Source organism: Shewanella sp. SM55 (assembly GCF_025654025.1).
Taxonomy (GTDB): domain Bacteria; phylum Pseudomonadota; class Gammaproteobacteria; order Enterobacterales; family Shewanellaceae; genus Shewanella; species Shewanella oncorhynchi.
Window position 1 is genome coordinate 447,547 of sequence record NZ_JAKKRS010000002.1, and the last position, 23,045, is coordinate 470,591.

The 23,045-nt window shown below is 44.7% G+C and carries 20 protein-coding genes; 11 read left to right on the forward strand and 9 right to left on the reverse strand.

The features are described from left to right. Positions 1-9: 9 nt before the first annotated feature. The gene (locus L5L91_RS05270) at positions 10-1,248 is read right to left on the reverse strand and encodes an efflux RND transporter periplasmic adaptor subunit (protein ID WP_263181186.1); all 1,239 of its coding nucleotides are present in this window, start codon (positions 1,246-1,248) and stop codon (positions 10-12) included. 418 nt (positions 1,249-1,666) lie between these two features. On the opposite strand from L5L91_RS05270, the gene L5L91_RS05275 reads away from it, so the two are divergent. After that, the gene (locus tag L5L91_RS05275; protein ID WP_198572928.1) at positions 1,667-2,284 is read left to right on the forward strand and encodes a TetR/AcrR family transcriptional regulator; all 618 of its coding nucleotides are present in this window, start codon (positions 1,667-1,669) and stop codon (positions 2,282-2,284) included. A 99-nt stretch (positions 2,285-2,383) separates the two neighbouring features. Here L5L91_RS05275 and L5L91_RS05280 read toward each other — a convergent pair whose 3' ends face one another. Beyond that, positions 2,384-3,271: a LysR family transcriptional regulator gene (locus L5L91_RS05280; RefSeq protein ID WP_263235828.1), complete on the reverse strand. Its 888-nt coding sequence runs from the start codon at positions 3,269-3,271 to the stop codon at positions 2,384-2,386. 90 nt (positions 3,272-3,361) lie between these two features. On the opposite strand from L5L91_RS05280, the gene L5L91_RS05285 reads away from it, so the two are divergent. Beyond that, positions 3,362-3,796, forward strand: coding sequence for a PACE efflux transporter (locus L5L91_RS05285; protein WP_168822865.1), 435 nt, complete (start codon positions 3,362-3,364; stop codon positions 3,794-3,796). 319 nt (positions 3,797-4,115) lie between these two features. Beyond that, on the forward strand, positions 4,116-4,940 hold the full coding sequence (locus L5L91_RS05290) for a substrate-binding periplasmic protein (RefSeq protein WP_263140160.1): 825 nt from the start codon (positions 4,116-4,118) through the stop codon (positions 4,938-4,940). A 28-nt stretch (positions 4,941-4,968) separates the two neighbouring features. Here the strand turns inward: L5L91_RS05290 and L5L91_RS05295 are convergent, their stop codons facing one another. Beyond that, a complete protein-coding gene (locus L5L91_RS05295) occupies positions 4,969-5,859 on the reverse strand; it encodes a LysR family transcriptional regulator (RefSeq protein WP_028761417.1) in 891 nt (296 codons plus the stop codon). Between the two features lie 140 nt (positions 5,860-5,999). On the opposite strand from L5L91_RS05295, the gene L5L91_RS05300 reads away from it, so the two are divergent. Beyond that, complete coding sequence (locus tag L5L91_RS05300) at positions 6,000-7,256, forward strand: adenylosuccinate synthase (RefSeq protein WP_113939327.1); 1,257 nt, start codon at positions 6,000-6,002, stop codon at positions 7,254-7,256. Positions 7,257-7,408: 152 nt separating this feature from the next. Here the strand turns inward: L5L91_RS05300 and L5L91_RS05305 are convergent, their stop codons facing one another. Next, entirely contained in the window at positions 7,409-8,389 is a 981-nt protein-coding gene (locus L5L91_RS05305) for a chemotaxis protein (RefSeq protein WP_028761419.1), read from the reverse strand. A gap of 351 nt (positions 8,390-8,740) precedes the next feature. Between L5L91_RS05305 and L5L91_RS05310 the strand changes: the two genes are divergently transcribed. Continuing rightward, positions 8,741-9,172 carry a thioesterase family protein gene (locus L5L91_RS05310; RefSeq protein WP_263235829.1) on the forward strand — a complete coding sequence of 144 codons (432 nt, stop codon included), beginning with the start codon at positions 8,741-8,743 and terminating at the stop codon, positions 9,170-9,172. A gap of 222 nt (positions 9,173-9,394) precedes the next feature. Here the strand turns inward: L5L91_RS05310 and L5L91_RS05315 are convergent, their stop codons facing one another. Both L5L91_RS05315 and L5L91_RS05320 read right to left on the reverse strand, forming a co-directional pair. Continuing rightward, the gene (locus tag L5L91_RS05315; RefSeq protein ID WP_263235835.1) at positions 9,395-10,888 is read right to left on the reverse strand and encodes a putative bifunctional diguanylate cyclase/phosphodiesterase; all 1,494 of its coding nucleotides are present in this window, start codon (positions 10,886-10,888) and stop codon (positions 9,395-9,397) included. 90 nt (positions 10,889-10,978) lie between these two features. Then, the gene (locus tag L5L91_RS05320; protein ID WP_131523262.1) at positions 10,979-11,821 is read right to left on the reverse strand and encodes an HDOD domain-containing protein; all 843 of its coding nucleotides are present in this window, start codon (positions 11,819-11,821) and stop codon (positions 10,979-10,981) included. Positions 11,822-12,149: 328 nt separating this feature from the next. On the opposite strand from L5L91_RS05320, the gene yegQ reads away from it, so the two are divergent. From yegQ to L5L91_RS05335, 3 genes are all read left to right on the forward strand, one after another. After that, positions 12,150-13,517, forward strand: a complete 1,368-nt coding sequence (gene yegQ / locus L5L91_RS05325; RefSeq protein ID WP_263235830.1) for a tRNA 5-hydroxyuridine modification protein YegQ — start codon at positions 12,150-12,152, stop codon at positions 13,515-13,517. Between the two features lie 4 nt (positions 13,518-13,521). Continuing rightward, positions 13,522-13,773 (forward strand): YfhL family 4Fe-4S dicluster ferredoxin, encoded by a 252-nt coding sequence (locus tag L5L91_RS05330; protein WP_263235831.1) that lies wholly within the window; start codon positions 13,522-13,524, stop codon positions 13,771-13,773. Positions 13,774-14,294: 521 nt separating this feature from the next. Next, positions 14,295-16,184: a S8 family peptidase gene (locus L5L91_RS05335; protein ID WP_263181184.1), complete on the forward strand. Its 1,890-nt coding sequence runs from the start codon at positions 14,295-14,297 to the stop codon at positions 16,182-16,184. Positions 16,185-16,293: 109 nt separating this feature from the next. On the opposite strand, the gene L5L91_RS05340 is transcribed toward L5L91_RS05335, so the two are convergent. Beyond that, positions 16,294-16,827 carry an SCP2 domain-containing protein gene (locus L5L91_RS05340; protein WP_219234640.1) on the reverse strand — a complete coding sequence of 178 codons (534 nt, stop codon included), beginning with the start codon at positions 16,825-16,827 and terminating at the stop codon, positions 16,294-16,296. A 138-nt stretch (positions 16,828-16,965) separates the two neighbouring features. Here L5L91_RS05340 and L5L91_RS05345 point away from each other — a divergent pair, with 138 nt between their 5' ends. Both L5L91_RS05345 and L5L91_RS05350 read left to right on the forward strand, forming a co-directional pair. Next, positions 16,966-17,976 carry a peptidase U32 family protein gene (locus L5L91_RS05345; RefSeq protein ID WP_113939322.1) on the forward strand — a complete coding sequence of 337 codons (1,011 nt, stop codon included), beginning with the start codon at positions 16,966-16,968 and terminating at the stop codon, positions 17,974-17,976. A gap of 37 nt (positions 17,977-18,013) precedes the next feature. Beyond that, complete coding sequence (locus L5L91_RS05350) at positions 18,014-18,901, forward strand: U32 family peptidase (protein ID WP_259523928.1); 888 nt, start codon at positions 18,014-18,016, stop codon at positions 18,899-18,901. A 36-nt stretch (positions 18,902-18,937) separates the two neighbouring features. Here the strand turns inward: L5L91_RS05350 and L5L91_RS05355 are convergent, their stop codons facing one another. Next, positions 18,938-19,651 carry a hypothetical protein gene (locus tag L5L91_RS05355; protein ID WP_028761881.1) on the reverse strand — a complete coding sequence of 238 codons (714 nt, stop codon included), beginning with the start codon at positions 19,649-19,651 and terminating at the stop codon, positions 18,938-18,940. Between the two features lie 706 nt (positions 19,652-20,357). Here L5L91_RS05355 and L5L91_RS05360 point away from each other — a divergent pair. Next, positions 20,358-21,716 (forward strand): YjiH family protein, encoded by a 1,359-nt coding sequence (locus L5L91_RS05360; RefSeq protein ID WP_131523258.1) that lies wholly within the window; start codon positions 20,358-20,360, stop codon positions 21,714-21,716. A gap of 486 nt (positions 21,717-22,202) precedes the next feature. Here the strand turns inward: L5L91_RS05360 and L5L91_RS05365 are convergent. Next, the coding region (locus L5L91_RS05365) for an IS110-like element ISShes7 family transposase (protein ID WP_263235832.1) at positions 22,203-23,045 on the reverse strand (843 nt) is incomplete at its 5' end.

Sequence of the window (23,045 nt, forward strand, 5' to 3'; positions counted from 1 at the left end):
TGTTATTCCTTAACCGCGGCTCGCCGTTTCGACCGCTTGCGCCGTCAAATGCTCTTGATTTTTATCGAGTATTAACTGGGCTTGGCGCAGTGCCTCGAGCTTGTCGCTGTCGACCATGTCCACTATGTTTGGCTCAATTTGCATCTTAGGACGTACGCGTTGCATACCATTAACGACGATCTTGTCATCGGCCATCAAGCCTTGGGTTACAATGCGCAGTCCTTGGACTTTTTCGCCTAAGGTCACACCGCGATATTCGACCGTGCCATCATGAGCGACGACCAGCACAAACTTATTATTGAGATCTGTGCCAACCGCTTTATCGTCAATCAAGATCCCCTCATAGGCGCCACTGCCCGCAGTACGAAGACGCGCAAACAAGCCTGGCAATAGGTTATTGTCTTCATTGTTAAAAGTCGCACGAACTCGAATAGTACCCGTCTGCTTATCCATCGCATTATCCACAAAGTCGACCATGCCAATATGGTGATAATCGCGCTCATTGGCTAAAGCCATGTAAACAGGATTATCGCCAGCACGGGGATCGTTACGTTTGTTCTGCGCGGTTAACTTCACGTATTTAAGGTAGGTTTGCTCGTCCACATCAAAATAGGCATACATGCTGGCGGTAGAGACTAAGCTGGTCAGCACACTCTGCCCTGCGGTGACATAGTTACCCGCAGTGACGTTAGCGTAGGATACGCGGCCATCAATCGGCGCTTGCACTTGGGTATAAGCTAAATCAAGCTCGGCGCGCATGAGTGCTGCTTTCACCGAAGCGACTGCGGCTGCAGTCTGACGTTTATTCGACTCACGGGTATCGAGTAATTCGGCCGAGACCGCCTTTTGGTCAAATAACTTATGTGCTCGTTCAAAATCATTAGTGGCCAGTTGCTCTGCAGAGAGTGCGCTAGCAAGATCTGCTTTTAACCGGGCCACTTCCACTTCAAACACGCTTGGATCGATGCGAAATAACACTTCGCCTTTTTTCACTAAGGCGCCTTCTTTAAAATTTACTGAGTCTATATAACCCGACACCCGCGGGATAAGGGTGACACTTTCTGGCGCCTGTAAACGACCGGTAAACTCATCCCATTCGGTGACTCGCTCATGTAATACCTGAGCGACATCCACCTTAGGCGCACTCGGTGCAGGTCCCTGCTGCGCAGTTTGCTCACCACAAGCTGAAAGGACGAAAGCAGCCACAGCCGTTAACATCATTATTCGTAAAGGTTTGTTACTCATCATATTACTATCCTCAAAGTGGCGGGCATTTCACGCTGTTCGAACCACACACATGCAGCTGTGTTACAAACCAAACCAATTAAATACCGACTGGTAAAAAATATTCTGTACTGGACGGTAATATATAGCGTAAAATGATGCTGTCAACAAATTTATGTACCGATCGGTATTTAATTAAAAGTGTGCACTTACCCTAGGCAGGCAATGCGTCCAGAGGCAAAAGGCTACGAGTTTGAACTGCAAAGCATTTTGATGAATATTGAAGCAAACACTGACTAACGCAGATAACATGCTGAACTTAGGTGACACCTTGAATGACTAAGTAGACATATCCCCCTAAGTCCGTCATCGGTGGCAAGTGTGGCTGGACAGGGACTAAACCCATGTCTATCCTAGGGGCAATTGAGAATTGAGGAGCCTAATGATGTCAACCGTCACCCAGACGCCCTGTGTTGGTCGCCCACGAGCTTTTGACACTGACGATGCATTAGCAAAAGCCTTAGAAGTCTTCTGGCTCAAAGGTTTTGAAGGTACATCGTTAACCGATCTCACCCAAGCTATGGGCATTAATAAACCTAGCCTTTATGCCGCTTTCGGTAATAAAGAACAGTTATTTCTCAAGGCGATAGAATTATATGAACAACGCCCCTGTGCGTTTTTCTACCCGGCACTTGAACAAAAAACCGCCTATCAGGTTATCGAGTCAATGCTACTAGGTGCGGCAAGCTCTTTGGTGGATAAAAGCCATCCACAGGGATGTTTGATTGTTCAAGGGGCACTCACCTGTAGTGAAGCAGGACAAGCGATTAAAGATACTTTGATTAATCGTCGCCGTGACGGAGAAATAGCCCTGTGCGAACGACTGCAACGCGCCAAAGATGAAGGTGATTTGCCCGCTGACGCCGATCCCTTGCTGCTTGCCCGTTATATAGGCACTGTATTGCAAGGTATGGCCGTACAAGCGACCAGTGGAATTTGCCCGAATGAACTGCGCAAAGTGGCCGAACTAGTGCTGGCTAACTTTCCGCGTAATAATTAATCCTGATTCACCAATCCTGATCCACAAAAACTAAACCCCAGTAGAGTACTCACTTAACTGGGGTTTTATTTATGCTTTGCTTTATTTCTGTCCAACCATTTATTTCTGTCCAACTAAGAGTTCTCTAAACAGTTGTCTGAGTCGTTTCAATAATGGCAGGCTACTTTTATCTTGATGCTGGATCACATCGACGTTTGCATACCAGCCTATCTGCTCAAATTCTATGGGGACGCGAGTTAAATTACCCGATAAAACTGAACTGGACGCCATGTGCTCGGGCAACAGACACCAACCATGGCCCTGTAATGCGAGCTCCAATAACACGTAATAGTTATCGGCATACCAAACATCAGGACTGAACGCCTGCTGAAAACTACTGGTTTTAGTATTCCGTGAGCGGATGAGTAATTGTCGATACAGTCGCAATGAGTCCATGTTCGGTGCAACTGATTTTGCTAAGGGATGCGAACTCGCCACATAAAGATCGAATTGAATCACCCCAACACTCTCAAAATCTATACTACTTGGCATAGATAATTCACTAAAAATCAATCCTGTAGATGCTCTTCCCGAATGCACCATGTCGATAATATCTATGCTTGAGGCACTGAGAAACTCGAGTTCAATATTAGGGAAATCACCTTCTAACAACCGAATAATTTCAGATATTCTCTGTATCGGAATGCCTTCATCCATCGCAAGGCACACTTCTGAAGATTGACTACTGAAGAGCGATAAGGCGGTATATTTGAGCCTACGATGTTGAAGAATCGTCGCTCTTGCGTAGGGCAGTAATTTACTACCTTCGGCCGTTAATACCGGATAACGACCCGAACGGTCAAATAACTCAACCCCACAGTCAATTTCAAGATTCATCACATGCTGGCTAATCACGGATTGTGCTTTCTTAAGTTGCCTTGCAGCATTTGAAAATGAACCAGATTCTACGGTTTCCATAAAGGCTTCGAGTTGTTCGAGACTAAACATATCGCTTTTACCGATACTACCTAACTATAACTTATCCCCATACTAGATAAAATTATGGCCATAGTCACATTAAATGAATGGGAAATAGCCATGAAAACGACAGAACGTATCTTTAACGCCTTACTCTTTGAAGCGATTGCACTCGCTATTATTATCCCCGTTTCTGCCCTTATATCAGGCAAAGGAACCAGTGAACTTGTCATAGTTGGTATCGCTTTGAGTCTTTATACCGTGGTATGGAACTACTTCTACAACCTAGGATTCGACAGGGTATTTGGCGCAAATCGAGAGCAACGCACTTTAAAAACCCGAATACTGCATACCTTTGGATTTGAAGGGGGACTTATTTTCATTAGCATACCGACCATCGCCTGGTTTCTACAGATAGGTTGGTTGGCAGCCATGGGCTTAGAAGCGGTTTTTTTGATCTTTTTCTTCTTCTACAGCACCCTATTCCATTGGTGTTATGACAAGTATCAGCCCTATAAGACTTGGATTACTATGCAAGCCACTAAGGTCAAATAGCGCAGCTAAGATCAACACACATCACCATCAAACGAACCTCACTAAACAATTTAGCGATTCGTTTGATGGCAGATTATCCATTTCAATTTCTTCTACTTAGCAAGAAAGCTAAGCCAGTTCATGTGTTGCCCAACGTAAAATTCCCCTTAAACACAGTACATAAAAATAATAGACCCGCACACAGTAAACTGAGGTTGTTGAAATATCCTATAAACATCACAAAAGGACTAACTATCAGTAATTAATATTCAAATCATTAGTCTAGATATAATTCTTTATGCTATAAAAGCCATATATTAAGCGGGGAGATGGAAGCAAAATGCGTGCAGGGAACAGAATGAGGCTCAGGATGCAGCAGGCATTAAATTTGCCGTCAGCATTGATACTTAGCATCGTTTTATTGCTCGTATCCATTATTTGCAACATGGCACTCGCTAAAGAAAGCAATGCAATACCAGCAGAATCGCAACCTCAAGCCATAACCTTAGCCGCAGAAGACAGTTGGCCACCTTTCGCCAATCAGTTTGGTCAAGGTATTTCCCATCGTTTAATCCAAGCCGCATTTAAACAGTCGCATATTGAAGTGAATAGCTTAGTTGTGCCCTACTCCCGCGCCTTAATGATGGCGGAAAAAGGTGCAGTTGATGGGGTGTTTAACGTCACCCGCGAGAACAGTACTGAGCAACGCTTCATCTTTGGAAACACCCCATTATTTATCGCCACGGCTTCTTTTTATCAAAAGAAACAAAAACCTATTCTTGCAGACAATAAATGGGCGCTACCTAAAGGCACCGTTATCGGCGTGATTAAAAGCTATGAATATGGCGATGAATTTCCCAAATTAGTTAAACAGCAACAGCTCAATATCGTCACCGTCGCCAACCAACAACAGCTGATCAATTTATTATTGATTGGTCGCATAGATGCCGCCTTGATGTTCGACTTAGTCGCCAAGGAAAACCTGAAAAAAATGGGGGTAGATGATGAGATTATTCCTGCATTTGCTAACCACAGCAGCGATATTTTTTTGGCCTTCTCGAAAGGAAATCCGCAAGCACAAACCTTAGCAAGCCAACTCGACGCTGGCTTATCACAGCTAAAAGCCACAGGCCAATACGACAAACTGCTCTTAGTCGCTGACTAATCGCCTATTACTACGAGCGAATGATAGATTACCGCTGCGAGCGAATGATCTCTTGATTCACCCAATATAACAGTTGCTTAATAGCCTTCGACAGGATCTGATTCTGGCGCACAATATAACCTAAACTCGTTGTAGGGAATTGCGGTAGAGGAGTGACTTTAGTGGTGAGATTCGCCTTAGTGTAAACCGAAAATTCCGGTACGATAGCCACACCAAATCCCGCCTCTGCCCAATCGATTTGCGCGTCAACACTGCCGACTTCCATTATTCTGTAATTCGATAAGTTCAGCGACGGCAATGCGGGATCTAACAATTCGCGGGTTCGCGTATCGTGTCCTAATAAAATCAACGTCGGTTGCTCGGCTAAGGGCGTATCCACAGAGGGTTTTGCCTGCTGCCATTGCTGTAAATTATCTCCGATTGCACACCATTTAATCTGTTGTAGCTCAGTAAAATGCAGTGGCTGACTTTCCTTCTGCGCAATCACAAACCCTAAATCTGCCTCGGCATTTTTCACCAATTCAGAGGCTTGTGATGAGGTTGTGTTGAGCAGTGAGAAATCTATTCCCGGAAACTCCGCCTTAAAAAGCTGAAACGGCTGGATCAACAATAACCGCGAGATAATGTCGCTGGCGGCAATGGTCAATGTGCCTTGACTAAGATCATTAATCGCATTGAGATCCGCCTGACAAATTTGCAGCTCCATTAACGTCTTCTGACTGCTCTCTAACAGGCGAAATCCCGCTTGCGTTAATCGAAAGGGATTACGGTCAATCAACTTGACTCGAGTGCTTTGCTCTAACTGCTTAATATGCAAGCTAACATTGGGCTGCGTCATGTGCAGCGCTGTGGCCGCTTTCCCAAAATGCTTGTATTCAGCTAAAGTCACGAAGGTCTTTAACCAATGGATATCGAGCATAACGTCACCTTTTGCAAAGTATTAGAGTTGATGATAGCCAATGATATATGAAATTCTTATTGGGATGATAACCATAATTAATTTCTCTTATTTAAATGACGGGTCTAGCATAGCGTCTTAATCAATGAGGAGATGTTGTTATGCCGTCGATCGTGGTTGTGGGTGCAAATTGGGGTGATGAAGGCAAAGGCCGCATCGTAGATTATTTAGCCGCGGATGCCGCTGCCAGTATTCGCTTTCAAGGTGGTAACAACGCTGGTCATACCGTCGTCAACGACTATGGCACCTTTAAATTACACCAATTACCGAGTGGCATTTTCAACCCTAACTGCGTTGCAGTTTTAGGCCCTGGCATGGTGATCAGCCCTGAAAAACTCAGTGTAGAAATTGCTGAAGTGCAAGCGGCAGGCATTGAAGTCAAATTATGCATTTCTGACCGTGCTACCCTGTGCTTACCTCTACATGCATTAGAAGATACCTTAGAAGAACAACGTCTTGGCGACCTCGCCTATGGTTCAACCCGTCAAGGTATTGCACCAGCCTATGGCGATCGCGTGATGAAAAAAGGCATTTTAGTCGGCTGGTTAAACCAACCTGAAGTGCTGCAAGAGCGCATTCAATTTATGCTCGACTGGAAATTGCCACAGTTAAAAGCACTTTATCCAAGCTGCGATTTTAATCAAACCGCCGCCGAAATGACCGCATGGTTATTAGAAGTGACGGCACCTTGGCGTCCGTTTATTTGTAATGTGACAGAGCCATTAAAAGCATTACAAAAACAAGATGCTAGCTTACTGTTTGAAGCGCAGTTAGGTGCTGGCCGCGACTTAGTCTACGGCGAATATCCTTATACCACATCTTCAAACGTGACTGCGGCTTACGCGGGTATCGGCAGCGGTTTACCAGCTCTGCGTCCAGAGCGCGTAATTGCTGTCGCGAAAGCCTTTAGCTCATCAGTCGGCACAGGCACGTTAGTGACCGCAATGGAAGAGCAAGACGCCTTCCGCGAAAATGCTAACGAGTTTGGTGCAACGACAGGCCGTCCACGTGACATGGGATATTTTGATGCTGTTGCCACCCGTAATGGTGTTGAGCTACAAGCAGCAACCGAAATTGCCCTGACTAAGATTGATTGTCTTTCTGGCATGAAAGATCTGAAAATCTGTGTTGCCTATGCTGGTGAACACACTGAGAACCCAATTTGGCCACAAACTGCTGCGTTAAGCCCAGTGTATGAGCAAATGCAAAGCTGGAGCGAAGATATTACTAGTTGTCGCACCTTCGAAAGCCTACCAGTCGCCGCACAACAATATGTTGAACGTATTGAAGACTTAATGGGTGTACGCGTTAGCATGGTTTCTGTTGGACCAGAGCGCGATCAAATGATCATCCGCTAGTAAACAACATTTACCCTACAAAAAAGCCATATTCGCCTCGGTGAATATGGCTTTTTACTTTGATATGGCTTGTCATTGAAGAATCACTCAAGACGTTGATAGCGATGACTCGAATACCCCATATTCAAATATCGCCACTAAATGAAATGGCATTACTCTTCGAATACGTATTTATCTATCATACCGACCATACGACCAATTTCTGGTTTAGTAATGGTATCGTTAGCACCTAATGCCATCGCCTTTGCGCGGTTATCTTCACTCATTAAAGAGGAAAACATCACAATTGGCATTTGTCGATACGCCTTGGATTCTCTTAAGCGTTTCACCAAATGCATGCCATCCATGCGAGGCATCTCAACATCCGTAATAATGGCGCTGACAAAATCAGAAATAGAAGCATTATCTTGGTCAGCAAGATTCTCAAATTCCATCAGCATTTCAAGGGCATCACCACCATCTTTGGCTGTGATAATGTTGTAACCTGCGCTACGAAGGGTATTTTCGATCATCTTACGAATAAAAGCGGAATCATCGACAATTAAAATCGTTTTCGCTTCACGTTTCGCCAGCATTTTATCATTGATCAGTACACTTCTATCGAGCGTGACATCGTACTTATCCATACTCAGTTCAGGATTGATATCGGCAATAATCTTCTCAAAATCCAATATCATAATGAGCATGCCATCACGGCGCACTACGGCAACGACACAATCATTTTCACCCGCTTCTAAAAATTGACTCGGCGATTCAACTTGCTCCCACGACACTCTATGGATGCTACGAACACTATCGATTAAGAACCCATTAATCATCTTATTAAAATCAGTCACTATGACCACTTTGTGGGTTAAATCCTCAGGTGTCGATATTCCGAGCCAACCGGCTAGATCGACCAAAGGGATCAACTTTTCTCGCAGCGAGAACACCCCAACCATGTGCCGCTGGGCATTGGGATAATCTGACGTTTCTGGCACCCTAATTACTTCTCTCACTTTGGCGACATTAATACCGTAATGGCACACTTTATGGCCACCATTGGGAAGTGTCTTATGTAGATGAAACTCAATAATTTCGAGTTCATTTGTGCCACTCTCTGTCAATATTTCTGATTTTTTAATTTCGCTCATATAAAGCTCTCAACCTAGCAAATCAACGTAAGAAAGGGATTGCAGTTATCAGTATAGGAAGGGATTAATGAATTAGGCACGATAGTGTGATTTTACTGCCTGATTAGCGTGATATTTTTGGGTAACAAGCATTTTATCTATAAGCAGAAAAGCGTCCCATAATCGAATCTAATGACTATTTCAGTCGTCACATTGTCAATCATGTCCAGATTAAGCATCGCCGTTGCCGACCTAAAGTAGCCTGCACATTTCCCTTAACAGCGCTTTTGTCTCTCTGCATTAGAGGTTTTGTTTTAAGAGATAAGCCGCTAAACTATTGCGCAATAAAACTATCTAGAATAGCCGTACCCCATGCCGCAATTTAGCCCGACCTTTTCTTTCCCAGTGCAAATCTACTATGAAGATACTGATTTTTCTGGCGTGGTGTATCACCCCAACTTTTTGAAATACTTCGAGCGCGCCCGTGAACATGTGATTGGTGCTGAGCGTTTAAGTGTATTATGGCAACAAAACCAACTGGGTTTTGCTGTGTATCGTAGCGATATGCTGTGCCATGAGGGGGTGGAATTTGCCGATATTATCGATGTACGGACTAAATTTTACTTTGAGAGCAAGTATCGCACTGTGTGGCTACAGGAGATTTGGCGCCCACAAGGTAAAAAGCCAGCTGTTACGGCAACCATTGAAATGGTGTGTATGAATCAAGCCCGTCAATTAGCGCCTATGCCGGCAGAGTTAATCGCCATATTAAGTCTTGGTTTCACATCAAGCGAACAAAGCTAATACTCTTACATACAAGTACGCGCGATTTCCTGAGCTTATTTTGACATCAGCAAAGGCAACAAAAATCACTCAAAGAAGTACAACACAAATAACGATAACTGGACAGTATTAAGGCTCGGCTGCAAGCCTTAGTACTCTTGATTTAACGAGCATTTGATTTAACGAGCATTTGATTTAACGAGCATTTGATTTAACGAGCGCTTACTTTAATGAGCACAAGGTTTAGATTGTATTATGTAGTTGGGCCCAGTTCATTTCGAGTTCGGCGGCACTCATGGGCTTCGCGTAATACATACCTTGTATAGTATCAACCCCCATAGCCACTAACCTATCTCTAATCTCAAGCGTTTCAATTCCTTCAACAGTTACCTCATAACCGAGTTTTTTGGCAATATTAATACTGGCTTCGAGGATGTATTCCGATGGTTTATCCTGCTCCAGATCCTTTAAAAAGGCTTTATCAATTTTGACTTCATTAACGGGTAAATGCTTTAAATAAGCTAAGGAAGAATGACCCGTACCAAAATCATCAATTGCAAGTCTAACCCCTAAGGCACGTATCTTTCCTAACGTCTCGACCGCCTCAGTCAAATCCGCCATTAAAGTGCTTTCAGTAATTTCGATCATCAAGGATTCGGGAGGGAGCTGGTAATAGGCTAATCTTGCAGCAATTTCTTGGGGTAAGGTTTCACTGTCAAGGTCCCGTGTCGAGAGGTTAACTGCAACACACAATTGTATCCCCGCCGCGCGCCATTTTGCCTGCTGTGCTAAAACCTGATCGAGTGCCCATTGGCTGACTAAATCAATCATGCCAGCATATTCGGCTAAGGGAATAAATTCTCCAGGAGAAATAATGCCGAGTTCGTCATGCTCCCAACGCATCAAGGCTTCAACCTGAAAACATCGACCCGTAGTAATATCCTGTTTAGCTTGATACACCATATATACTTGATTACGTTGCAAACCTTTAGGCAAACTATCGATAATTTTCAGTTCTCTTAACTGACGAATATCATCATTTTGGGCATAGTAAGCAATCGCGCTACGAGAATGGCGGGCTTTCTTCAGCGCCAAATCGACTCGACGTAACATCTGACTCGTGTCGGCGTGGTGTTCTTGTAAATACAGACAACCGATTTGAAGCTTAACGCTGACGGGTGTGTTCTTAATGCTAAAAGGCACTTGCAATCGCCCTCTTAAGTGGACTAATTGCTCCTCAGTCAACGCTTGCTCGTAATATAAACAGAATTCATCACCATTGAGGCGTGCGATTAATCTCGGGGATAAACTTAAGCTATTTAAGCGTTCGGCAAATTGCTTCAGCAGGATATCGCCAAACACAAAACCAAAGAGATCATTCACATAGCGAAATCGATAAATATCAATTAGCACTAATGTCCCTTGAGTCAGCGGCATCATGCCGGTAAGAGTACGTTTCAAGCCGACACGATTAACAAGTCCTGTTAACTTATCCTTGCCCACACTTGCCGGTAACGCCTTTAATAATTCATTTAAAGTATGGTAGAGAGGAGCAAACGCTTGGGGGACGATGCCAATGTCTAAAGCTTGGCGTTCAACCTTTTGCTGCTCTAGCTGGGTACAAAGCTGTGCTAAGAATTTTTGCTGCGACCGTAAAGATCTGTATTTTGCCTGCAGGATATACAATGAAAATATCAATAAAGCGAGAGAAGCGACAACTAACCCGATTACGAACATACCTTGGCCTCTGCCATACCACGTAAGCTTTTTCTCAAATGACACGATAAAAGATATCAGCGCCATTTGAATTCCATTTAGGCCTAACGATTATTGGTAACTTTCTCTAATTGAATGGAATTTATCCATAAACTCATCACTGGCTAAATCATCGGTCGTCACAGGTAATCCACGGGCGACAAACACACCGAGACGTTGCTCTAGTTCAGTGCCCGCTCGCAATTCACCGGTATAAAAGGCCGCTGCACGAATAAAGTCAAGATAGGTGACATGATCGGGTAGATAAGGTAAATCAGCCCAACGCTCAACCACTTCCATCACTTCGGTAGAGAAATCCCAACTTTTCAAAACAGCACGACCCAAAGGCCCTTGCATTTTACGTACGAGCGCGCGTAATTGATCAATGCTAGTGAATAAATGGGGATGCGCCTCCGCTTCTGTTAATACAGGTAAGGCGCCAATGTTATGCACGAGTCCAGCTAAGGTTAAGGTATCAAAATTTAACCGACTGGTTGAATGACGCTTATTGTACATCTGCAGCATGGCACAAGACGCAGCAGTTACATCGATTGAGGTACGCCACACTTCATCCATGACTTCCCACACCATTTCATTGGTGGAAATGAATAATTGCTCCATCGCCACCGAAGTGGCAATGCTTTTAATCTGGATTAACCCAATACGAGAAACCGCACTGTTGATACTTTCAGCGGGTACGCCTCGGCTATATAACGCGCTGTTGGCGACCTTAATAATACGCGCAGAAATCGCGGCATCTTGACCGATCACTTCAGCCACTTGTTTAAGGCTCGCATCGGAGCGTCCAACCACTTCTTGCACCCGCATCGCCACTTCAGGCAAGGTCGGTAGTACTAAGGCATCGTCTTTTAGTTTTTTTAATAAACTGACTAACAGTAGATGTTCGGTAGACATCTTAACTCCCATCAATCTGTAAACATCAACATTGGATTGTTGGAGTATATCAGTTGGCTGTCATTAGATGCGTAGAAAAAACTGCAGACGTTAATAATTTGTATGATTGCGTTATCAATTTTGCCTTACTTATCTGTCTTGATCATCGACCTCAATCATCACTCAAGTTGAAATATTCCGCTCCAGTTGATCTAAGCCAAACTCACTATATTCGTAAAATGTGAAGTACTGCTAAAGTTAACTAAGGCAATTTGCATACCCCTACTTTCATTGTGTAAAATGCCGCCCCCGCGCACCGCGTCATTTATTAACCCATTTGAGAGTGATTATGTTTAAACCTGAGCTGCTGTCTCCAGCTGGAACCTTAAAGAACATGCGCTACGCCTTTGCCTATGGCGCAGATGCAGTGTATGCCGGTCAGCCAAGATATAGTCTAAGGGTACGTAACAATGACTTTAAAATGGAAAACCTTGCCACTGGGATTGAAGAAGCCCATGCACTCGGTAAAAAGCTGTATGTGGTGAGCAATATCGCGCCCCACAATGCCAAGCTAAAAACCTATATCAAGGACATGGAACCCGTAGTGGCGATGAAGCCTGACGCACTGATCATGTCCGATCCCGGTTTAATCATGATGGTGCGTGAAGTGTTTCCTGATCAAGTGGTGCATTTATCCGTGCAAGCGAATGCCATCAACTGGGCCTCGGTAAAGTTTTGGCAAACCCAAGGCATCAAACGCGTGATCCTGTCACGCGAATTGTCCTTAGATGAAATCGAAGAAATTCGTCAGCGCTGCCCCGATATCGAGCTTGAAGTGTTTGTGCATGGCGCCCTGTGTATGGCGTATTCAGGCCGTTGTTTACTCTCAGGTTATATCAATAAACGCGATCCTAACCAAGGCACCTGCACTAATGCTTGTCGCTGGAAATACGATGTACACGAAGCGCAGCAAAATGACAGCGGTGACATCATTGCCATGCCAAATGCGGTGCAAATTGAAACGCCAACGACCTTAGGCGCAGGCGCTCCCACAGATCAAATTTACCTACTACAGGAAGCCAATCGCCCCGGCGAATACATGCCCGCCTTCGAAGATGAGCACGGCACTTATATCATGAACTCTAAAGACTTACGGGCCATTCAGCACGTTGAGCGCCTAACTAAAATGGGCATAGACTCGCTCAAAATTGAAGGCCGCACTAAGTCCTTCTATTACGTTGCCCGTACAGCACAACTGTATCGCCGCGCGATTGAAGATGCTTCATCGGGTAAAGATTTCGACCGCAGTCTAATGAATCAATTAGAAGGCCTAGCCCACCGTGGTTATACCGAAGGCTTTTTACGTCGCCATGTGCATGATGAATACCAAAATTATGACTATGGCTACTCAGTTAGTGACACCCAACAATTTGTAGGTGAACTGACGGGAAAACGTAATCTTGCAGGATTGGCCGAAATTGAAGTAAAAAACAAGTTCTCCGTTGGCGACAGTGTTGAACTGATGACGCCGCAGGGCAATATCAATTTGACGATTGAACAACTCGAAAATCGCAAAGCTGAAGCGGTTGAAGCTGGTTTAGGTTCGGGGCACACTGTGTATCTACCCGTGCCGAAAGAAGTCGATTTGAGCCACGGTATTTTGCTGCGTAACTTGCCCCAAGGTCAGGATACTCGCAACCCACATGAACTAGGTTAAGATCATGGCACTACTGATCGACGATAGCTGCATCAATTGCGACATGTGTGAACCTGAATGTCCTAATCAGGCTATCACTATGGGCGAAGAGATCTATGAAATCGATCCAGACCGCTGCACCGAATGTGTGGGTCACTACGACAAACCGACTTGCGTGTCTGTCTGCCCCATTGATTGCATCGACCCAGATCCAAACCGTATCGAATCTAACGACGAATTGTTAGTGAAATTTGCCGTGTTAACGCAAAAAACTTAATCACGTCACCTGACCGAGTGGCTATAATGCCTCTCGGTCAAATCTACCCTAATACCTGCCATAACCTGCGCAAAACAACCCGCATAAAAAATCACAATAAAGATGCATTTAACGGTATGGAAAACCTTTAAATCGCTTAAATCCAAGCCTTTACTTCAGCATTAGTCAAAACACTACTTTAGACTGACTTCTTTTCAGCGGTGAATGTCAAAAAAGTAGCAGACGGAATTTATCGCTGCTTCACAGTTTGTGATTCGGACAAAATGTCGCTTGATAAATAACCACTTTTACAAACTCGGTTGTTTTAATAGACTTATAGTTATTATTTTGACGCTTATTTGTACACCTCACTCTTTAGCTAAGTAAAAATCCACCCACGGTCAAATTGTAAATCAAGTGTTACATTTTAACCTTGTAAATTAGATACGCCTTAAGCACCGAACTGGGCAGGTTGAAAATACCTTCTACATTGAATTATGTCTCGAAGTCCGTGGAGACATAAAAAGAAAATGGAGTTCAACATGCATAAGAAACATTTAATTGCAGTCGCGGTCGCAACTGGACTTGCTTACTTCCCTGTTAACGCTAATGAATACCAAGCGAGTATGGTAAGTGTCCCGCAATCTAAAGCCATCAAAGATACTTACATTGTTGTATTCAATACCCCAAGCGTTCTTAATCTAAGTAATAACAACACCATAGCTGAATTCGCGACGAAACAAGCCGAGAGTTTAGTCAACCAATATGATGTCACTGTGATGAAAAACTTTGGCAATGTGCTCAATGGTGTACTCATCAAGGCCAGCGCCCAACAGATTAAAGCACTGCGTAAAGATCCAAATGTGAAATACATAGAACAAGATCAAATCATGTCAGTAACGCCTATGGTTGAAGCCAATGCCAATCAACCGAGTCCGACCTGGGGCATAGACAGAATCGATCAACGAAACTTGCCATTGGATAGTAACTATCACACGGATTTCGACGGCTCTGGTGTAACCGCCTTTGTGATCGATACTGGCGTGCTTAATTCTCACAATGAGTTTGGTGGTCGCGCCAGCAGTGGCTATGATTTTGTGGATAATGATTACGATGCGACTGACTGTAACGGCCATGGTACCCATGTGGCAGGAACTGTTGGCGGCGCTACCTACGGTGTGGCTAAAAACGTCAATCTTGTGGGCGTCAGAGTACTCAACTGTTCAGGTTCAGGTAGTAACTCTGGCGTGATTGCAGGGATAAACTGGGTGAAAAACAATGCTTCCGGCCCCGCCGTCGCAAACATGAGTTTAGGAGGCGGCGCCTCCCAAGCAACTGATGATGCAGTCAATGCCGCAGTTGCCGCAGGGGTCACTTTCGTAGTGGCGGCGGGTAACGACAACAGTAGCGCTTGTAATTACTCACCCGCACGGGCGGTAAATGCCATCACGGTTGGTTCAACCACCAGTAACGATTCCCGCTCGAGTTTTTCTAACTTCGGGACTTGCCTTGATATCTATGCGCCAGGTTCGAGCATTACGTCTGCTTGGTATAACTCGAATTCAGCGACTAATACCATAAGTGGTACCTCAATGGCTGCCCCACATGTGGCAGGCGTTGCCGCATTATACTTAGATGAAAATCCAAATCTCTCTCCCGCACAGGTGACAAACTTACTCACGACGCGCGCCACGTCAAATAAAGTTACAGACGCGAAAACAGGCTCACCGAATAAGTTACTGTTTTCACTTGCAAGCGATGATGGTGGCTGTGGCAATAATTGCCCCGTCGATGAAACACCGCTGCAAAATAATGTGGGTGTCGCAATCAGTGGCGCCACAGGTTCTGCGACGTATTACTACATCGATGTCCCAGTCAATGCGGCAAGTTTAGGGATCAATCTAGCGGGTGGTTCTGGTGATGCGGATATTTATGTCAGCCAAGGACAAAAACCGACGACAACAAGCTACCAATGCCGCCCCTATCAAAATGGCAACAACGAGAGCTGTAACTTCACCACACCTACGGCGGGTCGGTGGTATGTGATGGTGCAAGGCTATAATAATTACGCCAATGCCCAACTGACAGCCAGCTATAACCTGAATGGCGGCGGAAGCTGCACCGATGCAAACTGCTTAACCAATGGCGTACCTGTCACGAATTTAAGCGGGGCAACGGCAACAGAGAAACTGTATAAGATAGTGGTTCCAGCCAATAGCCAACTCAACATTGCCACCAGTGGCGGAACTGGAGATGTAGACCTGTATGTCAAAGCAGGCACTACCCCAACGACCACCAGCTATGATTGCCGTCCCTATAAAAATGGGAACAATGAAAGCTGTTCGATTACAGTGACTCAAGCGGGAACTTACCATGTGATGTTACGCGCTTATTCGAGCTACTCGGGACTACAACTGAGTGCAAGCTACTAACTCATTGACCAAACCATACAATAAAGTTTAAATAAAAATAAGCCCACTAAGATAATAACTTAGCGGGCTTCTTTATGGAATTAGCAGTGTGTAGTCTCACTAAATAACGTTAAAAGCTTGGGGATTTGGCGAGAATAATTGTCGGTTTCGCTTCAATTTGAAGACGCTCAATCACAGCGGCAAGCTTTTCAACACTAAGACGAATTGGGGCTGGCATACTGGCAAATTCGATACTTAGCAGCAGGTTTTTCACTTCGAGTCCTAATTCAGTATCACCTTGAATACTCAGCTTACGCTGGAAGAATAGCGTGTCGGGATCTTCCTTCGCCGCCGCCACTAACACTAGCTCAGCAGAGTTGGCACTGAAGGTCACCTGCGCATCGGTGAGCTCTCTGACTTGCCATTTTCCATTAAAACTGACTTCGAAGGCTAAGTTTATATCTTCCACTCGAATCGCGACCCATTTATCCGTCAAAAATCCAAGCTCATCGTCAGCAGCTTGCTCGGCAAGTAAGAGTTCAAGCAATTGGCTGATGGCTTTTGCTTTGAGGCTAAACGGCATCTTAGCAAGGGGAAAGCCGATGGCTTTTGGGGTGAACTCTAAAAGTTGCTGAGCAAATTTTGCGAAAAAAACAGCGGACATGGTGGGAACCCTACAAGAATAAAACATGATATATCCCAGTTTATCGGGATTTTATGATCTTAAACCTGTTTTAAATCAATTCATCGCCATTCAATCTTACCTACACTCAGCGGCTATCATTTTATCGGGAGCATCACTATGGAGCTGTTGTGTCCAGCAGGAAATCTGGCCTCGCTAAAGTCGGCATTACATGCCGGAGCCGACGCTGTGTATCTAGGGTTAAAAGACGACACCAACGCGCGCTCGTTTGCAGGATTAAACTTCACCCCCGCAAAATTGCAAGAAGCCACTGAGCTGACGCAAAAGCACGGCAAGAAAATCTTTTTGACCTTAAATACTTTTCCAAAGCCCGGTGAAGAGCATCGTTGGTATCAGGCTATCGATTTAGCGGCAAAACTGGGTATGGATGCATTAATTGTCGCCGATCTTTCTTTACTCGATTATGCCCATAGGCACTATCCAAACCTGCCACTGCATTTATCGGTGCAGGCCAGTGCAACCAATCTGGGTGCGCTGAGCTTTTATAAGGAAGCCTTTAACATCGCCCGAGTAGTATTGCCACGGGTGTTATCCATGAAACAAGTACGGGATCTTGCTAAAGTCAGCCCAGTGGATTTGGAAGTATTCGCCTTTGGTAGTCTGTGCATTATGGCCGAAGGGCGTTGCCAGCTGTCATCCTATGTAACGGGCCAATCGCCCAACACAGGTGGATCTTGTTCACCAGCAAAACACGTACGCTGGCAAGAAGAAGGGCAGAACAGATTAACCCGGCTCAACGATGTGTTAATTGATAAATCGGCCCTCGACGAACAAATGGGTTATCCAGTGGTATGCAAAGGCCGTTACATCACAGCAGATCAAGATTCGCCGCAATATTTACTCGAATCACCAACCAGTTTGAATACCTTAAGCTTACTTCCAGAGCTAGCCAAGGCTGGCATAGTGTCGCTGAAAATCGAAGGACGTCAACGCAGCCCCGCCTATGTTGAACAAGTCACTCGAGTATGGCGTCAAGCCATAGACACCTATCTAAATAATCCAGCGCTGTACTCACAAAGCCAAAATCAGCCCCATTGGGAACAAGCCCTAGCGAAAGTATCCGAGGGTCAGATCACTACGCTTGGCGCCTACGAGCGCGATTGGCAATAAAAGGTAAATAGAGAGCAAGATTGACAAAGGACACCTTATGAAGATTTCCCTAGGACCACTGTTGTATTGCTGGCAGAAACAGCAAGTCGCTGACTTTTACCAGCAAGTCGCCGCCAGTCAAATTCCCTTAGTGTATTTAGGTGAGGCGGTTTGTAGCCGCAGACGCGAACTCAAGTGGGGCGATTATCTAGAGCTGGCGCAAATGCTCAAGCAGGCGGGTAAAGAAGTCGTGCTTTCAACGCTGGCCTTAATCGAAGCGCCATCTGAATATACTGAGCTCAAACGCCAGGTCGATAACGGTGAATTTATCGTCGAAGCAAACGATATGGCGGCAGTGTATCTTGCTAAAGAGCGTAAGTTACCCTTTGTCTGCGGCGCGAGTATCAATAACTACAATCGTGCTAGTTTAGACATCTTGCAGCGGTTTGGAATGCAAAGATTTGTGATGCCAGTGGAGCTATCTAAGGCTTGGTTACAACAAGTAATTCAAGAACAGCCATCATTTGAGGTGGAAGTGCTCGGCCACGGCTATTTACCACTCGCCCATTCGGCGCGCTGCTTTACCGCTAGGCACAAACAGCTCACGAAAGATCATTGCGAAACGGTGTGCCGTGAATACAGTAAAGGACTACTCGCGCAAACCCAAGAGCAGCAACCTTTACTCAGACTCAATGGAATTCAAACCCAATCCGCTAGCTGTTTAGATTTACGCAGTGAAATAGCGGCAATGACACAGATGGGGGTCGATGTGTTTCGAGTATCACCCAGTAGTCTTGACTGCATCACTAAAGCCAATGCTTTGGTTGATACGATTCAAGCGACTAAAAATACTCAGGATTTCTCAATGAATAGCAACCTTGATATAACCCAGTGCAACGGTTATTGGTTTGGTGAAGCGGGCCTTGCTGTGCATGTGAATCCATAGCCTAGAGCTGAAGATAAGTCTAAATTCAAAGATAACTCAGCCAATGATTTTGGGATCTTGGCTGAAGCTTAACTGGCTAAAAAGCAGCACACTTGTCCAACACAATAAACTTCCCAGTCCAATCCATTCTAGTAGGGCTGGCCACCACAAAGTAGGACGCGGCAGTTGCAATACCATCTCCTGATAAAACGGTCTATCGCCTTCGGTCAAACCTAAATTGAGCTGTGGTGCATACAGAAACGTCAACATGCTACATAAGACTATTAACGCCAACAACCCAGTCCAACGGCCAAAGTTAGACTTGCCGAAACAGACCAAGGCTAAGTAGAAAATCGCACTCAAACTCCCCAGATAGAAAAACCATTTCAGCCCAAGAACATGCAAGTGATACACGTTCACCGGAAATAATCCCACGCTCGCTAAAGCCAGAAAAGTGAGAGCCAAACTGATAAAGAAAGGGTATCCCCAGCAAGAAGTCACCTGCTGCAAAGAAGACAAACAATAGAAAACGAGGCTTAAACTGCCAAAAAACAACCCACCGTTGAGAATGACAGCGAAAGACGAATGACCATAAGTCCCTAATTCACTTAGGGTGTGATTCAAAAAATTGAAGCGATGGAATTCAGAATCATCGAACCCCAAAACAGTAATAACAATGCCAATTAAAAGCCCAAAGATCCCCAAAAAACCAAACTTAATGGCCAGTGTTGAGCCGCCTTTAATCGTAACCTTCTGTACTTTTGCGATCATGAATACTAGAGCTGGATGGGAGTAATACTAACTTACATGGAAATGAGAAGATTTAAAGCGGCGGGTATCCGCTTTATGAATAATATTTTTACTTTCATCGTTATTTGCGACTTTTTAGTCAATCACAAAAGCATCAAGATAATGGAGAAGGTCACTTTTAGAGATAAGTCGATTTAAAGGCTTATCGCATAAAAATGTGTCCTAGTGCCCAAGGCTCCTTAACATTACCGCGATATGCACAACAGGTTCTCGCCAATGCTATATAGCCAGAGTTATCTCTATTGCACTTTCAAATCGAACAGAAAACCAGCCAACATGGCGGTAGCGCTAAAGTTACTGATGTTTTTTTGTGCAAAAATAACATCTAGAGAGTTTCACACACATCAGCAAACAAGTAATTAACCAGTCGTTAACCCACCTAAGGCAAATGATTGTAAGGCTATGTTTAATAATGCCTTTACAGCAATGCACGCCAATATAACCACTCTTAATTTATCGACAACTGAAGTAAAATAACTATGCTGTTTTGCTGCTTATATCAAACTAACTAGCGAATCGTTTTACATAGAGAAGCTAAGCGAGTAATCTTCCCCATTCTCGTTTTTGAGTTGAATTTAAATGCACCTTAATTAGCGTCGACAGCTTGTTACGTGCGGCTATTTATTCAAATTTACCATGTACGACTCGTACTTTAAGGTGTACAACATTGGCTACTGAAAATAAAAACCGAAACATTAAGACGATACTCACCTTTATCGTCCCTTCGCTGATTGGTCTGTTGTTATTTATGACCCCTATCAGCTACAACGATGCGATCACAATTCCTATCGCTATCATATCTAAAGCACTGCAAGGCGCATTGAGCGGTGTGCTAACCCTCATAGTGACTATTATTGTTGTGACTACGGCGCTGGCCTCTTTACTGTCAAAAGTGTTTAAGCCCACATTTGTTAGCCAAAATCACTTCCTTAATGGTTTATTGAATGTCAGCCCTATGTGGTTGACGACTCGGATCTTAGGTGCAGTGTTTATCGTACTGACTTACTTAGGTTTAGGTCCAGAGATCATCAACTCCTCGAGCACTGGCGCATTAGTCTTAAACGACTTATTACCTGTGTTGTTCTCGGTATTTATCTTTGCAGGTATGTTACTGCCGCTGCTGCTGAACTTCGGCCTACTCGAGCTCTTTGGCACACTCTTAACGAAAGTCATGCGTCCCGTGTTCAATCTACCGGGTCGTAGCGCTATCGATTGTATGGCCTCATGGTTAGGTGATGGCAGTGTCGGTATTTTGCTGACCAGCAAACAATACGAAGCCCGTTTTTATACCCAGAGAGAAGCCGCAGTTATTGGTACAACCTTCTCGGCGGTATCGATTACCTTCAGCTTAGTGGTGATCTCACAAGTTAAGTTAGAGCATATGTTTGTGCCCTTTTATTTGACTGTGTGCCTCGCGGGTTTTGCCGCCGCTGTGATTGTGCCTAAGTTGCCACCATTATCGTGGAAGAAAGACAACTACATAGATGACACACCACGCATGCCAGATGATGAGCTGATCCCTGCTGGACATGGCGCCTTATCTTGGGGCTTTGATAAAGCCTTAGAAAAAGCCGCCAGTGCCGGTGGCATAAAAGCGGTCTTAAATGAAGGCATTAAAAACGTTGTCGATATGGTATTTGGCATTATCCCTGTGGTAATGGCCATTGGTACGCTGGCACTGATTATTGCCGAGCACACGCCCATCTTTAACTATCTTGGTATGCCGTTTATTCCATTACTCGAATTACTGCATATTCCAGAAGCCACTGAAGCCTCTAAAACAATCGTGGTCGGTTTTGCGGATATGTTTATTCCGTCAATCCTTGCCAGCTCAATTGAATCAGATATGACCCGCTTTGTAATTGCAGCCTTATCTGTGACTCAGTTGATCTATATGAGTGAAGTCGGTGCACTGCTTATCGGCAGTAAAATTCCCGTCAACTTCGTTGAGCTTTTCGTAGTGTTTATTCTACGCACCTTAGTGACACTGCCTGTTATCGCAGGTGTAGCGCATTTATTGTTCTAACATTACGCTAGTTTGGGCCTAACGTAGGTTTTAATGTAAGTCCAACAAGCGTTCCAAAAAAGGGGAGTCAGATTAACTGACTCCCCTTTTTGCACTAACTCATACACGAACTGGCTGATTTGATTATATAGCGTGACTTAATCGTACAATCTCCACTCGACACCACACAACTCACTTTTGGACAGAAATGTGTTGGAAAGTAGTGTTTGGGGTGCAGTAATTTCAGTTGTTAGAAGTTTAGCGTTTACGGGTATCCACTAGCACAGGCTTGCCATGGCATTCGCTCGTCGACTCGCAGCAAGTCCTATATGGACACCTCGAATAGATCAACCACTTTTTGAGTAACAGAAAGTAATACTGCGTACGTATATCCGACCTGTTTGTGAGAATCTTTGTTCTCTGGCCTTAATGAGAACCGCGCCTTTGCTGCTTATCATTATCTGTAGTCGTGTTTTTGGGGTGAGTTTAATACTCGATTTTTACATATTAACAAGGCCGATATTCGCTGCGATGAAACAGCATAGCCCAGATGATCCGCGCCAATTTGTTTGCAATTGCTACTGCCGCTTTCTGTTTACCTCGCCGCTCAATCACCTTTAAGGCCCATACGGAGATCCTGTCATTACTCTTACTTGCATAGCGAATAATCGACCAAGCTCCCTGGATCAGTTGCCGCCGCAGATAGCTGTTACCTCGTTTGGTTATGCCGCCCAATTTTTGTTTTCCCCCACTGGAAAACTCTTTAGGAACCAGTCCTAAATTTGCAGAAAAATGCCGAGCACCATGATAGCCAGAGCCATCTCCGGCAAATGACACCGCGGCAGTGGCAATGATTTCTGCAACGCCTCTTATACCCATCAGTCGCTTGGCATCTGGGTGCGTTCTTGCCTGCAGTTTGATGTCTTTTTCCAGCGAACCTATTGCAACGTTGATCGCACGCAACTCTTCCATCAGCTCACGCATGTATTGGCGTGCAATCGTAGTGAGTTGATTACTGGCATTCTCAAGTAATTCCGGCAGCAAAAGATTCAATGGATTACGTCCTTTAGGGAGGGCTATTCCATATTCACTTAGTAAGCCTCTRATTTGATTGGTTAGTGCAGTGCGTATTCTGATCCGACGCTCGCGAATTCTGTGGGTAATGATGATATCAACCTGCGCTAAGGTTCTCGGCTGGACGAAAATCAGGTTCGGTCTCTGCGCTGCCTCACAGATAGCGAAGGCATCATTGCGATCGTTCTTATTGCCTTTGACAAATGGCTTAACATGCTGAGGCGGGATCAGTTTGACGTCATGCCCGAGAGAAAGTAACTCTCTGCCCCAATAGTT

What these genes read in the sequence shown, in the direction of transcription:
- L5L91_RS05290 (WP_263140160.1), top strand. Translation starts at nt 4,116, where the DNA reads ATGCGTGCAGGGAACAGAATGAGGCTCAGGATGCAGCAGGCATTAAAT.
- L5L91_RS05285 (WP_168822865.1), top strand. Translation starts at nt 3,362, where the DNA reads ATGAAAACGACAGAACGTATCTTTAACGCCTTACTCTTTGAAGCGATT.
- L5L91_RS05330 (WP_263235831.1), top strand. Translation starts at nt 13,522, where the DNA reads ATGGCACTACTGATCGACGATAGCTGCATCAATTGCGACATGTGTGAA.
- L5L91_RS05320 (WP_131523262.1), bottom strand. Translation starts at nt 11,821, where the DNA reads ATGTCTACCGAACATCTACTGTTAGTCAGTTTATTAAAAAAACTAAAA.
- yegQ (WP_263235830.1), top strand. Translation starts at nt 12,150, where the DNA reads ATGTTTAAACCTGAGCTGCTGTCTCCAGCTGGAACCTTAAAGAACATG.
- L5L91_RS05340 (WP_219234640.1), bottom strand. Translation starts at nt 16,827, where the DNA reads ATGTCCGCTGTTTTTTTCGCAAAATTTGCTCAGCAACTTTTAGAGTTC.
- L5L91_RS05280 (WP_263235828.1), bottom strand. Translation starts at nt 3,271, where the DNA reads ATGTTTAGTCTCGAACAACTCGAAGCCTTTATGGAAACCGTAGAATCT.
- L5L91_RS05295 (WP_028761417.1), bottom strand. Translation starts at nt 5,859, where the DNA reads ATGCTCGATATCCATTGGTTAAAGACCTTCGTGACTTTAGCTGAATAC.
- L5L91_RS05350 (WP_259523928.1), top strand. Translation starts at nt 18,014, where the DNA reads ATGAAGATTTCCCTAGGACCACTGTTGTATTGCTGGCAGAAACAGCAA.
- L5L91_RS05345 (WP_113939322.1), top strand. Translation starts at nt 16,966, where the DNA reads ATGGAGCTGTTGTGTCCAGCAGGAAATCTGGCCTCGCTAAAGTCGGCA.
- L5L91_RS05300 (WP_113939327.1), top strand. Translation starts at nt 6,000, where the DNA reads ATGCCGTCGATCGTGGTTGTGGGTGCAAATTGGGGTGATGAAGGCAAA.
- L5L91_RS05335 (WP_263181184.1), top strand. Translation starts at nt 14,295, where the DNA reads ATGCATAAGAAACATTTAATTGCAGTCGCGGTCGCAACTGGACTTGCT.
- L5L91_RS05275 (WP_198572928.1), top strand. Translation starts at nt 1,667, where the DNA reads ATGATGTCAACCGTCACCCAGACGCCCTGTGTTGGTCGCCCACGAGCT.
- L5L91_RS05355 (WP_028761881.1), bottom strand. Translation starts at nt 19,651, where the DNA reads ATGATCGCAAAAGTACAGAAGGTTACGATTAAAGGCGGCTCAACACTG.
- L5L91_RS05270 (WP_263181186.1), bottom strand. Translation starts at nt 1,248, where the DNA reads ATGATGAGTAACAAACCTTTACGAATAATGATGTTAACGGCTGTGGCT.
- L5L91_RS05305 (WP_028761419.1), bottom strand. Translation starts at nt 8,389, where the DNA reads ATGAGCGAAATTAAAAAATCAGAAATATTGACAGAGAGTGGCACAAAT.
- L5L91_RS05310 (WP_263235829.1), top strand. Translation starts at nt 8,741, where the DNA reads ATGCCGCAATTTAGCCCGACCTTTTCTTTCCCAGTGCAAATCTACTAT.
- L5L91_RS05315 (WP_263235835.1), bottom strand. Translation starts at nt 10,888, where the DNA reads ATGTTCGTAATCGGGTTAGTTGTCGCTTCTCTCGCTTTATTGATATTT.